Origin of the sequence: Actinophytocola sp., from assembly GCF_035942955.1 — a bacterium.
Classification (GTDB): Bacteria; Actinomycetota; Actinomycetes; order Mycobacteriales; family Pseudonocardiaceae; genus DASYTH01.
Genome location: NZ_DASZCQ010000137.1, coordinates 19,370 through 31,894, shown reverse-complemented (window position 1 = coordinate 31,894; position 12,525 = coordinate 19,370). Strand labels below are relative to the sequence as shown.

Here is a 12,525-nt window from a genome sequence, read left to right as displayed (position 1 = left end):
GCGCCGCGGCCGTCGTTCCCGCAAGGCGATCTTGGCGACTTTGCCGGAGCCCTAGGGGTGAGGCGCACAGGTTGCGTGTCAGGCTGGTTCGCGTTGGCGGGCGGCGGTTCCAGCATGGGACGGGCTAGTTCCCGACGACATTCGGCTTGGCCATGATCGTCGCTTGGGCACCGAACGGCGATCTTCCGCTGACCACCCCGCCAACCGGAAGCCCGCAACGCGCCCGACCCCAACGAAACCCGGCCGGCCTCCACCCTCCGGCCCCCCACCCCCGGGAACCTCGGACACCTACCGCCTCGGTCCGCGCCCCGCCTGGTCGCTCAACATCCGCAGGGCGCTGACCAGGCCGCCGATCAGGTCGCCTTCCTTGAAGGAGGCCACCATGCTCATGACGGCCAGGTTGCAGGCGCGGTCGGGGAGGCGGCGGGCGGCTTCGGTGCCGGTGACGACCTCGACGCGGCGTTGGCCCGGGGACACGGCGATGAGCACGGATTCGGGGGCGGCGTCGCCGTGGGAGGAGTGCAGTGTTTCGGCGGTCTCACGGGTGTCGGGGCCGAGGTCGCCGAGGTAGACGCTGAAGTTGAGGCCCGTGGCGCGGGCGGACAGCGTGAGTGCCTCGTCGAGCCGGGACAGCTGCACGGGGCTGAACGGCAGCTCGGGGCGGGCCGGCTGGCGTTGCCGGGCGATCGAGATTCTGCCGCTGGCGGTGACGGCGGCGGCGTAGCCGTGCTCGGGATCCTCGACGACCTGCGCCTCGGCGGTGTCGGTCCGACCATGGTCGTCCGACGCCCTGACCAGTTCACCAGCTGCCACGAGCGCCTCCCTTGGCCGTCTTGCGCGCCGGGCCGCCGGTGGGGGCGGCGACGAAACCGGCGTGGTCGGTGCCGACGCCGGCGGGGTTGGCCGTCCACCACACGGGCGGGTAGTCCCAGGGCTGGCCCGGACGGTACCGCGGGGCCTTGGCGAACCGGTCGCGCAAGGTCAGCAGCGCGACCACGGCGTAGATCCCGATGGGGATCGCCGCGTAGACAAGGATTGTCTGCACAACGCTCACGGACGAACCGTATCGGATGGCAGGCATTGGGCCTCACCCGAGCGACGGCAGGGCGCTGGCGCGTCGAGCGCATCGGCCAGATCCGTTCGGCCGCAATCCCCTCCGTAACCGGGTTGACACGCCGCGATGCCTTGTCGGTGATCGGATCCGGCCATACTTTCACCTGTACGGCCGTTACAGATCCGTCAAATCCGGCAGGAGGTTACGCCATGTGCACCATGCGTTCATCCAATCAGGTGACTATGGTTCCTGCCATGACTGAGCAGGCCGCCGTGATCAACCTGGGGACACGGGTAACGCGGGGCACGCGCGTCACCCGAGGCACACGAGTCACCGCCGGGACGCGGGTCACCCGGGGAACGCGGGTCACCCGCGGGACCAGGGTCACCGCGGGAACCCGGGTCACCAGATCGCTGGCCGCCTAGCGCGCTACGCCGCCGGTTCGCCGAGGTAGGGCAGCCACAGCGGGTCGGCCTCCACCACGCCGGCCAGCAGCCGCCAGTGCGGTCCGCGCGGCGCGGTCGGCACCACGCGCAGCCGCCAGCCCAGCTCGGACAGCAGCTTGTCCGCCTTGCGATGGTTGCACTTGGCGCACGACGCCACGCAGTTCTGCCAGGTGTGCTTGCCGCCGCGGCTGCGCGGCACGACGTGGTCGACGGTCTCGGCCCGGCCGCCGCAGTACCCGCAGCGGTAGCGGTCCCGGTGCATGAGGCCGGCCCGGGTGAGCGGCACCTTCGCCCGGTACGGCACCCGGACGTAGTTGCTCAGCCGGATCACCGACGGCACCACGACCGCCGACGAGGCCGAGTGCATCATCAGCCCGGACGGATCACCGTGCACGACCTCGGCCTTGCCGCATACCACCAGCACAACGGCCCGGCGTAGCGGCAGCGCCGTGAGCGGCTCGAACGTGGCGTTGAGCAGGAGCACCCGACGTCGTCCCCAGGACGACAACCCGATCGGCGGCGACCCGGTCCCTGGCTCGGGGTCCGCGGCGGCGGTATCCGGATCCGGAGACGACGACGTCCGCGGCGCCTGCCCACGAGGGGCGCCGATCGGGCTGAGATGTCGGTCGGGCACGCCCACCACCTCCACCGGTGCAGCCAAATTCGACCACAAATCACACCCGGAACGCACGCCCTTGACTAACGTGTCCTGGTTCACGGGGTCGAAGATCCGGTGAACGGGCCGCGAACGGGCACTCGCTATCGTCGGCCGATGACCACGCAGCTCCCGTTCTCCGATGAGCCGCCGGAGTGCGTCAACGAGTCCGGCAGCTGGTGTCAGTACGTCTTCAACGTGACGCACAACGAGTGGCTGGCGGCGTCCGCGCACTGGCTGGTGGCCAAGCCACTGCGGATCCTGATGATCCTGGTGATCGCGTTCCTGATCCGGTACCTGGCCAGGCGGGTCATCGACCGGCTCACCAGGGCCACCGGCGAGCGGACCCCCACCCTGCTGCGCCCGCTCAAGGAACGCGCGCCGCAGGCCCTCGGGGTGCTGGTCTCCGAGCGGCGCGCGCAGCGGGCACGGACCATCGGCTCGGTGCTCAAGTCGATCGTCTCGTTCGTCGTCTTCGGCCTGGCCTTCATCCTGATCCTCGGCGAGCTCGGCCTGAACCTGGGGCCGATCGTCGCCTCGGCCGGAATCGTCGGCATCGCGCTCGGCTTCGGCGCCCAGAACCTGGTCAAGGACTTCCTGTCCGGGATGTTCATGATGCTGGAGGACCAGTACGGCGTCGGCGACGTGGTCGACGTGGGCGAGGCCAGCGGCACCGTGGAGGCCGTCGGGCTGCGGGTGACCACCCTGCGCGACGTGAACGGCACGGTCTGGTACGTGCGCAACGGGGAGATCCTCCGGGTCGGCAACTCCAGCCAGGGCTTCGCGGTGGCCGTGGTGGACCTGCCGGTCGCGCACGGCACCGACGTGGCGGAGGCGACCGAGATCCTGGACCGGGTCGTGCGCGAGGCCACCGACGCCAAGCCCATGTCCGACGACGTGCTCGAGCCGCCCGAGATCCTCGGCGTGGAGAAGGTCGCCGCCGAGGGGATCACCCTGCGCGCCACCGTGAAGGTCCGGCCCGGCCGGCAGTGGGCGACCCAGCGGGCGCTGCGGGCGAAGCTGATGGCCGCGTTCGAGGACGCCGGGATCCAGGCGCCGCTGACCCGGCTGCTGCCACCCCCGCAGGGCGCCTGAGGGAACATGGAACCGTGACGGCAACCGAGTCCTTCTATGAGGCCGTGGGCGGCGAGGCGACGTTTCGGCGCATCGTGGGCCGGTTCTACGAGGAGGTGGCCAAGGACGAGCTGCTGCGGCCGCTGTACCCGGACGAGGATCTCGGGCCCGCCGAGGAGAAGCTGCGGCTGTTCCTCATGCAGTACTGGGGCGGCCCGCACACCTACTCCGAGCGGCGCGGCCATCCCCGGCTGCGGATGCGGCACGCGCCGTTCGTGATCGGGCCGCTGCAGCGCGACGCGTGGCTGCGGTGCATGCGGGTGGCCGTGGACGAGGCCGACCTCGACCAGCAGCATCGCCGGCAGCTGTGGGAGTACCTGGAGATGGCCGCGCACAGCCTGATGAACAGCTGGGTCTAAACGCTCGCGGCGCTCAACTGGCAGGATGACCCCTCGTGCGTCAACCCGATGAAGTTACCGACCGGCCCTGGTGGCACGACGCGGTCTTCTATCAGGTGTACGTGCGCTCCTTCGCCGACTCCGACGGCGACGGCGTCGGCGACCTCGAGGGCATCCGGTCCCGGCTCGGCTACCTGGAGCTGCTCGGCGTCGACGCCCTGTGGTTGACGCCGTTCTACCGCTCCCCCATGGCCGACCACGGCTACGACGTGGCCGACCCGCGCGACGTCGACCCGCTGTTCGGTGACCTCGACGCCTTCGACCGGCTGGTGGCCGACGCCCGCGCGCACGGCATCCGGATCACCATCGACCTGGTGCCCAACCACACCAGCGACGCGCACGAGTGGTTCCAGGCGGCGCTGCTGGCCGGGCCGGGCTCGCCCGAGCGCGAGCGGTACCTGTTCCGCGACGGCCGCGGCGCGGACGGCTCGCTGCCACCGAACAACTGGGTCAGCGTGTTCGGCGGCCCGGCGTGGACCCGGGTCGCCGACGGCCAGTGGTACCTGCACCTGTTCGCCCCGGAGCAGCCGGACCTGAACTGGGCGCACCCCGACGTGCGCGGGGATCTGGTGCGCACGCTGCGGTTCTGGCTCGACCGCGGGGTCGACGGGTTCCGCATCGACGTGGCGCACGGGCTGGCCAAGCCGGAGGGCCTGCCGGACATGGACCCGCAGCTGCTGGCGTCGGTGCACGCGTCGGCGTTCATCGACGCCGTCGACCCGCGGTTCGACGACGACGGCGTGCACGAGATCCACCGGATGATCCGCAAGGTGCTCGACGAGTATCCGGGCACCGTGGCCGTCGGCGAGATCTGGGTGACCGGCGACGAGCGCTTCGCCCGCTACCTGCGGCCGGACGAGCTGCACCTCGGCTTCAACTTTCAGCTCGTCGACGCCCCGTTCGACGCCGACGCGATCCGCAGGGCGATCGAGAGCTCGATGGCCGCCGTCGGCGCCTCGGGCGCCCGGCCGACCTGGACGCTGTCCAACCACGACGTGGTGCGGCACGTCACCCGCTACGGCGGCGGCGACCTCGGCGTGCGCCGGGCTCGGGCGATGGCCCTCGTCGAGCTCGGCCTGCCCGGCGTGGTCTACCTGTACAACGGGGAGGAGCTCGGTCTGTCCAATGTGGACCTTCCGGACTGGGCGCTGCAGGACCCGCAGTGGATCCGCTCCGGCCACGCCCTGCCGGCCCGCGACCGCTGCCGCGTGCCGCTGCCCTGGGAGGGCGCCGAGCCACCGTTCGGGTTCTCCCCCGGCGGCCGCTCCTGGCTGCCCATGCCGCCCGAGTGGGCTTCGCTGACCGTCGAGGCCCAGCTCGAGGACTCGTCGTCGATGCTCTGCCTCTACCGCGAGGCGATCGAGCTCCGCAAAACCCACCCGGCCTTCGCCGGCGGCGCCATCGAGTGGTACGGCGCCCCGGCCGGCTGCTTCGCCTACCGCCGCAAGGGCGGCGGCCTGATCTGCGCCCTCAACACCACCTCCGCCCCCGTCCCCCTCCCACCCGGCGAAGTCCTGCTCACCAGCGGCCCGCTCGCCGACGGCCGCCTCCCCCCGGACACCGCCGCCTGGCTGGTCTAGTGACGGTTTGATGCCCGACCAAGGCGACGCGGACATTCCGTAGGGCAAGGCGAGTGCCGCGCCCCGGCGCGAGCGAGGGAACCCTGCGATTCCGGTCGCCGCGCCGGCAGGCCGCCGGCAACGGAAACGTTGCCGCAACCATCGAGCCGGGGCGGGCCCACCACGCCAGGGCCGGAGCCGATCTCGCGCCCCGGCGGAGGCACCCGGGCGGAGGGCGTCGTCAGCGCGGCCGCCCGATCGACAGCACACACCGAAGTGCTCGCCGCGCCGCGATCACTCGGCTACCGCTTCCGTCGGCCCATGCCCGCGCTAGTTGCCGCGGATGGCGCGTTGGACGTCGGCGGGGAGGTTGGGATCGTCGAGGGCGTAGGTTTCGCCCTCGGTCCAGCCTTCGACGCGTTTGATGGCGGTGGCGAAGATGTCCATCTGGGAGTCGTCGAGCTCGTCGACGTAGGTGTCGATGGAGACGCCCATCTGCTTGGCGACGCTGCGGGCGTAGGCGTCGGGGTCGTTGGCGCCGTCGCCTGCGGGGGCGTACTTGGCCATGGCCTTGGCGACGGTGATGTGGCCGTAGTTGTGCAGGACCTGCTTGATCGCCTCGAAGCCGGTCTGCTCGTCGGGGAAGACGGCGAAGCTGCCGGCGGACTTGGTGTTGGCCTTCTTGCCGGGGTAGGCGCCGTAGCGCTCGCCGTTGCGGATGTTGCCGGGGTTGCGCGCCCGCCAGGAGATCGTGCCGCCGGTGCGCACCTCGTCCTCGTAGATGATGTAGCGCTTGCCGCCGGTGAGGACCTCGAGGCCGGGGTCGGCCGCGGCGGTCGGGGCGGGTTCCTGGTGCTCGGGGTGCTCGGGCTCCTGGTGGTCCTCCGCCGGCTCGGGATCCTGGACGCCGAGCGCCTCCCAGGTGTACGGGCCGACGTAGTTCTCCTCGAAGGTGATCCCGTACGCCTCCTGGAACGCCCGCACGGCGGCGGCGAACTCCGCGTCGTAGGTTCCGGTCGGCTCGGTCTCCAGGTAGCCGAGCTGGCGCAGCAGCTCCCCGGCGTACATCACCCAGTCCGAGCACATCCACTGGTAGCTGTCCTGATCGAGCACCGGCAACGACATGGCGCACCTCCCGTCCATCCGCGACGGTAGGACGGGCGCAACCCCGCGCGCATGATCCGCCGGGGCGGCCATTGGGGCAGCCATCCGGTACAGCTAGACCAGCAGCGGCAGCAGGGCGTGCCGGCGGCGGACCACGGCGCCGTAGCGGGCGTCGATGCGCAGCCACGCGTCGGTGGCGGTGACCCGGACCTGCTCGTCGGCGTCACTGGCGCCGAGGAAACCCATGCCGGCCATGGCGAACAGGCAGCGCAGCGGGACCTTGACCTCCAGGCCGTCGCCGGTGACCGTGAGCACGGTCTGGTCGAGCAGCGCGGCCGGCGGGTTGCCGGTCGGGCCGACGTTCTCGCGGGCGACGGCCAGGCCGCGGTCGGCGAGCTCGGACACCACCCTGGCTGGCAGCTGGTCGACCAGCTGCCAGCTCGCCTCCGGCGGCAGCGCCGAGCGCCACAGCAGGTCCCGGGGCCGACCCGGGTCGACCCGGTCGCCGCGGACCACGGCCAGCGCGGCCAGCAGCTCGTTGCCGGACACCGTGACGTCGCCCGGCTGCACGGTGCCGCGCACGGTCCGGGTGGCCAGCACGTCGAACGGGGTGGCCACCCAGGCGTCGATCAGCCCGGCGTCCCGGCCGCGCAGCCGCACGGCGCACTGCCCGTCGAGCCGGACGGCGCGGGCCACGAACGCGCCGAGGTCGTCGCGCTCGGTCGGGTCGGCGAAGGTCAGCTCAGGCACCGTTGCCTCCGCTTCGCCATGCGGCGAGGAAGTCCCGCTCGGCTTCGGACAGCCGGCGCGGCCGGCCGAGCTTCATGTCGTAGGGCACCAGCATGGTCTCCGCCGTGGCCACCACCGGGTCGCTGGGCGAAAGTCCACTATGGACGGTGTAGTCCAGGGTGAACGCGGCGTTGCGCATCTCCCGCACGGACATCTCCACCCGCACCGTGGTCCCGGTGGCCAGCAGCGGAGCGTGGTAGTCGACCACCAGCCGGGCGACGACCACGCCGTTGGCCATCCCGGCGGCGCCGTGCCGGGACGCCTCGACGAACAGCAGGTCGATCCGCGCCTCCTCGAGCAGCGTCACCGTGTTCGCGTGGTTGACGTGACCGAAGGCGTCCATGTCCGACCAGCGCGGCCGGACCTCGGCGACGAAAACACCCACTAGCGGACCATACTGCGGATCTGTCGAGCGGCGACGGACAGCGTGGCCAGGTCGAGCCGGCCGGAGCTTTGGATCTCCTCGAGCGCGGTGCGTGCCCGGCTGAGCCGCGAGGAGTTCGCCCGCTCCCAGGCCGCGATCTTCTCGTCGGCGGGCGTGCCGGGATCGCTCTGCCGCAACACGTCCAGCGCGATCGCCCGCAGCGACGAGTAGAGGTCGTCGCGCAGCGCCAGCCGGGCCAGCGCATGCCAGCGGTTGCCGCGCTCGAGGTCGCTGACCGAGGTCTGCATGAGGTCGAAGTTCAGATGATCCGACAGCGCGTAGTAGAGCTCGGCGGTCTCGGCCGGGCTGCGCTCGGCGTCCACCGCGGCGTCCACCTCGGCCAGCTCGGCCACCTCGGTCACGTCGAGCAGCCCGTAGGCGTCCAGCAGCGTCGACACCCGCATGGCCAGCCGTGCCGGCACGCCATCGGTGACCAGCTTCTCGGCGTCCTGCACGGCCGCGTCGCGCTGCCGCCCGCGCAGCAGGTCGATCATGTCGGGCATCAGGTCCCGGACCACGCCGCGGAACCGGGTGATCTCGGCGCCGACGGCCAGCGGCTGCGGCCGGTTGGACAGCAGCCAGCGCGCCGCGCGGTCGAGCAGCCGCCTGATCTCCAGCACCATCGCGTCCTGTGTGCCGGTCGGCACCACGTTGTCCAGCGCCTCGATCTCCCGCCACAGCTCCGGCAACCCGAACACGGTGGTGACCACGGCGAACGCGCGGACCGCGTCGGTGCCGGTGGCGTTCATCTCCTCGGCGAGCCGGAACACGTACGACACGCCCGCGCCGTCGACCACCTCGTTGACCAGCAGGGTGGTGGTGATCTGCCGGTTGAGCGGGTGCGCCGGGATCGCGTCGGCGAAGCGCGCACGCAGCTGGCTCGGGAAGTACTCGGGCAGGCGCCGGGCGAACGCGTCCACCTGGGGCAGGCCGCTGGCCAGCACCTCCTCCTTGAGCGCCAGCTTGACGTGCGCCAGCAGCGTGGCCAGCTCCGGCGAGGTGAGGCCCCGCCCGGCCTTCTCCAGCTCGCGGAACTCCTGGTCGGACGGCAGCGCCTCCAGCTGCCGGTCAAGGCCGGTGGTCTGCTCGAGCCGGGCCACCAGCCGGGCGTGCACCGACAGCATGGCCGCGGCATGCGCCCGGCTGATGCCCAGCACGGCGTTCTGCCGGTAGTTGTCGGTCAGCACCAGCTCGGCCACCTCGTCGGTCATCTCGGCGAGCAGCTCGTTGCGCTGGACCTCCGACAGGCGGCCGTCGAGCACCAACTGGTCCAGCAGGATCTTGATGTTGACCTCGTGGTCGGAGCAGTCCACCCCGGCCGAGTTGTCCAGCGCATCGGTGTTGATCTTGCCGCCGGCCCTGGCGAACTCGATCCGGCCGCGCTGGGTCAGCCCCAGGTTGCCGCCCTCGCCGACCACCTTCACCCGCAGCTCGCTGCCGTTGACCCGAACCGCGTCGTTGGCCTTGTCGCCCACATCGGCGTTGGTCTCCGTGGACGCCTTCACGTAGGTGCCGATCCCGCCGTTCCACAGCAGGTCAACCGGGGCCAGCAGGATCGCCTTGATCAGCTCCGGCGGGGACAGCTTGGTGATCCCCTCGCCGATGCCAAGCGCCGCGGCGACCTGCGGGCTGATCGGGATCGACTTGACCGTGCGCGGCCACACTCCGCCGCCCTCGCTGATCAGGCTCCGGTCGTAGTCCTCCCAGGAGGACCGGGGCAGCTCGAACAGCCGGCGCCGCTCGGCGAAGCTCGCCGCCGGGTCCGGGTCCGGGTCGATGAACACGTGCCGGTGGTCGAACGCGGCGATCAGCCTGATGTGCTCGGACAGCAGCATCCCGTTGCCGAACACGTCGCCGGACATGTCGCCGATGCCGACGACGGTGAACTCCTCGGTCTGCGTATCGGTGCCCAGCTCGCGGAAGTGGCGCTTCACGCTCTCCCACGCGCCGCGCGCGGTGATCCCCATGGCCTTGTGGTCGTAGCCGACCGAGCCGCCGCTGGCGAACGCGTCGCCCAGCCAGAACCCGTAGCTCTTGGCCACCTCGTTGGCGATGTCGGAGAACTTCGCCGTGCCCTTGTCCGCCGCCACCACCAGGTAGGTGTCGTCGCCGTCGTAGCGGACGACGTCCGGCGCCGGCACCACGGTGCCTCCGCGCAGGTTGTCGGTCAGGTCGAGCAGGCCCGAGATGAACATGCGGTAGCAGGCGATGCCCTCGGCCAGCCAGGACTCCCGGTCCGCGGCCGCGTCCCCGGTCGGCGCGGGCGGCCGCTTGACCACGAATCCGCCCTTCGCGCCAACCGGGACGATCACCGCGTTCTTCACCGCCTGCGCCTTGACCAAGCCGAGAATCTCGGTGCGGAAGTCCTCCCTGCGGTCCGACCAGCGCAGCCCGCCGCGCGCCACCGGGCCGAACCGCAGGTGCACGCCCTCCACCCGCGGCGAGCACACGAAGATCTCGAAGCGCGGCCGCGGCTCGGGCAGCTCCGGCACCGCCCGCGGCTCCAGCTTGATCGCCAGGTACGGCCGCGGCTCGCCCTCGGCGTCCCGGACGAAGTAGTTGGTCCGCAGCGTGGCCCTGATCAACGTGAGCAGGCTGCGCAGGATCCGGTCGGCGTCGAGGCCGCTCACCTCGTCGATCATCCGGACGATCTCGTCGATCTGCGCCCTGGTCCGCTCGTTCCGGGTCTCCTCGGGCTCGGCCGGGTCGAAGCTGACCTCGAACAAATGCACCAGCGCGGTGGCCACCTCGGGGTGGCCGAGCATGGTGTCCTCGATGTACTCCTGGCTGTAGGTGGTGCCCGCCTGCCGCAGGTAGCGGGAGTACGCCCGCAGCACCGAGGCCTGGCGCCAGCTCAGCCCGCCGCGCAGCACCAGGGCGTTGAACCGGTCGGACTCGGCGTCGCCGTACCAGGCCGCCGCGAACGTGTCCTGGAACCTGGTGCGCAGCTCGTCGATCTCCTCCGGCGTGCGGGTGGCCACGATGTTCGGGTCGACCCGCAGGCCGAAGTCGTAGATCCACCACTTGGTGTCGCCGCCCTCGGGGCGCAGCTCGTACGGGCGCTCGTCGACCACCTCGACGCCCATCTGCTGCAGCACCGGCAACACGTGCGACAGGCTGACGCCGGGGCCGGCCAGATAGAGTTTGAACCGTCGCTCCCCCGGCTCGGCGTCCTCCGGCACGTAGAACGACATGTCCAGGTCGCCCTCGTGGGTCAGCGCCTGCAGCCGCCGCAGGTCGGCCAGCGCCTCGACCGCGCCGAAGTCCTCCTTGTAGGCCTCGGGGAACACGCTGGCGAACCGGTGGCCCTGCTCGGTGGCCGACTCCGCGCCGACGGTGACCGTGCCGGTGCGCGACTCGCCGCGGTCCATCTTGGCGCGCTGCTCCTCGAACACCGCCTCGACCAAACGGTCGTCCCAGGTGCGCACGGCCTCGGCTAGCCGCTCCTGGATGTGCGTGACGTCCGGCTCGAGCCACCGGCCGGGGTCGGTGTGCACGGTGAAATGCACCTGTGCCAACGGGGTCTCGCCGATCCGCGCGCTGTACTCCAGGTGCGTGCCGGACAGCTCCTCGAGCAGCACCTGCTGCATGGCAAGCCGGGAAGTGGTGGTGTACCGGTCGCGGGGCAGGAACACCAGGCAGGAGTAGAACCGGCCATACGGGTCGCGGCGCAGGAACAGCCGCAGCCGGCGCCGGTCGGCCAGCGCGATGACCCCGGTGACCATCTGGTACAGCTGGTCGGTGCTGGTGGAGAACAGCTCGGCGCGCGGCCAGTTCTGGATGACCTCCAGCATCTTCTGGCCGGTGTAGGACTCCAGCGGGAACCCCGCGCGGTGGATGACCTCGCGCACCCTGCGCTCCACGACCGGGATGTCGAGCACGTCCTCGTGCAGCGCGTTGGTGTTGAAGACGCCGAGGAAGCGGTGCTCGCCGGTGACGTTGCCGTCGGCGTCGAAGGTCTTCATCCCGACGTTGTACGGGTAGACGCTGCTGTGCACCGCCGACGGCGCGCTCGCCTCGGTCAGCACCAGCAGGTTGGCCGACAGGGCGTGGGTCGCGGCGTCCGGACCCGCGGTAAGGCTGCGCGCGGCCAGGCTGTCCTGGCGCAGCACGCCCAGACCGCTGGCCAGCACGGCCTTGAGCGCGGGCTGGCCATCCGTGGTGACCAGGTCGTAGTTGCGGTAGCCGAGGAACGTGAAGTGGCCGTCGGCCAGCCAGCGCAGCAGCTCGGCGCCGTCGGCGACCTGGTGCGCGTCCAGCGGCGGCGGATCGGCCTCCACCTGGTCGGCCAGCGCGCGGGCGGTGCCGGCCATCCGGTCGGTGTCCTCGACGACCTCGCGCACGGCGTTGAGCACCGACAGCAGGGCGTGCTGGGTGTCCCGGCTGCGATCGGCGTCGGTGATCAGATCGACCTCGATCGACATCCACGACTCGGCCAGCGCCTCGGCGGGCGGATCGGCCGGGTCGGCGGCGGGCAGCACCTCACGCAGCCGGCCGACGGCGTCGCGGCGCACCACGACGATCGGGTGCACCACCCGGTGCACCTGCAGGCCGCCGCGGGTCAGCTCGGCGGTCACCGACTCGACCAGGTACGGCATGTCGTCGGTGACCAGGTGCACGATCGTGCCCGGCGTCGTCCATCCGTCCGCGGCCGGGCTCGGGTTGAAGATCCGGATGGCCGGGCGGCCGGGCACCCGGTCCATCGCCAGCTCGTGGTGCGAGCGCACCGCGCCGGCGAGATCGACGGGGTTGTCGTCGATGATCTCTTCCGGCGGCAGGTAGCGGAAGTAGAGCCGGATCAGGTCGGCCATCGCGGGCGAGAGCCGGGCCGCTTGCTCGATCCGCTCGTCGCGGATCTGTTCGGGACTGGCTGACTCGGCCGACCCGGAGCCCGCCTTGTGAGCGGCCGTGCCGGATCTGGACTGGATTCCAGTCGAGGTCATCTGTCGGGACTCCACGCGT

General features: G+C 71.4%; 10 protein-coding genes. 3 read left to right on the top strand and 7 right to left on the bottom strand.

Translation table 11 applies throughout. The annotated features are described in order from the left end of the window. Positions 1 to 288: 288 nt before the first annotated feature. From VGX25_RS13980 to VGX25_RS13970, 3 genes are all read right to left on the bottom strand, one after another. Positions 289 to 813 (bottom strand): DUF5130 family protein, encoded by a 525-nt coding sequence (locus tag VGX25_RS13980; protein ID WP_414635798.1) that lies wholly within the window; start codon positions 811 to 813, stop codon positions 289 to 291. Continuing rightward, positions 800 to 1,054 carry a hypothetical protein gene (locus tag VGX25_RS13975; RefSeq protein WP_326918192.1) on the bottom strand — a complete coding sequence of 85 codons (255 nt, stop codon included), beginning with the start codon at positions 1,052 to 1,054 and terminating at the stop codon, positions 800 to 802. The genes VGX25_RS13980 and VGX25_RS13975 overlap by 14 nt, the downstream gene beginning before the upstream one ends. 429 nt (positions 1,055 to 1,483) lie before the next feature. Beyond that, on the bottom strand, positions 1,484 to 2,134 hold the full coding sequence (locus tag VGX25_RS13970) for an HNH endonuclease (protein WP_326918191.1): 651 nt from the start codon (positions 2,132 to 2,134) through the stop codon (positions 1,484 to 1,486). A 138-nt stretch (positions 2,135 to 2,272) separates the two neighbouring features. Here VGX25_RS13970 and VGX25_RS13965 point away from each other — a divergent pair, with 138 nt between their 5' ends. Genes VGX25_RS13965 through VGX25_RS13955 form a run of 3 tightly spaced genes read left to right on the top strand, consistent with a single transcriptional unit; the run spans position 2,273 to position 5,267 of the window. Continuing rightward, the gene (locus VGX25_RS13965; RefSeq protein ID WP_326918190.1) at positions 2,273 to 3,250 is read left to right on the top strand and encodes a mechanosensitive ion channel family protein; all 978 of its coding nucleotides are present in this window, start codon (positions 2,273 to 2,275) and stop codon (positions 3,248 to 3,250) included. A 14-nt stretch (positions 3,251 to 3,264) separates the two neighbouring features. After that, complete coding sequence (locus VGX25_RS13960; RefSeq protein ID WP_326918189.1) at positions 3,265 to 3,648, top strand: globin; 384 nt, start codon at positions 3,265 to 3,267, stop codon at positions 3,646 to 3,648. 35 nt (positions 3,649 to 3,683) lie between these two features. Further along, positions 3,684 to 5,267, top strand: a complete 1,584-nt coding sequence (locus VGX25_RS13955; RefSeq protein ID WP_326918188.1) for a glycoside hydrolase family 13 protein — start codon at positions 3,684 to 3,686, stop codon at positions 5,265 to 5,267. A 309-nt stretch (positions 5,268 to 5,576) separates the two neighbouring features. Here VGX25_RS13955 and VGX25_RS13950 read toward each other — a convergent pair whose 3' ends face one another. The 4 genes from VGX25_RS13950 to VGX25_RS13935 all read right to left on the bottom strand — a co-directional run bounded on the left by VGX25_RS13950 (position 5,577) and on the right by VGX25_RS13935 (position 12,506). Next, on the bottom strand, positions 5,577 to 6,371 hold the full coding sequence (locus tag VGX25_RS13950) for a peptidoglycan-binding protein (RefSeq protein WP_326918187.1): 795 nt from the start codon (positions 6,369 to 6,371) through the stop codon (positions 5,577 to 5,579). 93 nt (positions 6,372 to 6,464) lie between these two features. Further along, complete coding sequence (locus VGX25_RS13945) at positions 6,465 to 7,100, bottom strand: hypothetical protein (RefSeq protein WP_326918186.1); 636 nt, start codon at positions 7,098 to 7,100, stop codon at positions 6,465 to 6,467. Continuing rightward, positions 7,093 to 7,524 (bottom strand): thioesterase family protein, encoded by a 432-nt coding sequence (locus VGX25_RS13940; RefSeq protein WP_326918185.1) that lies wholly within the window; start codon positions 7,522 to 7,524, stop codon positions 7,093 to 7,095. The genes VGX25_RS13945 and VGX25_RS13940 overlap by 8 nt, the downstream gene beginning before the upstream one ends. Next, complete coding sequence (locus VGX25_RS13935; RefSeq protein ID WP_326918184.1) at positions 7,524 to 12,506, bottom strand: NAD-glutamate dehydrogenase; 4,983 nt, start codon at positions 12,504 to 12,506, stop codon at positions 7,524 to 7,526. Before VGX25_RS13935 ends, VGX25_RS13940 begins: the two co-directional genes overlap by 1 nt. Positions 12,507 to 12,525: the final 19 nt, after the last annotated feature.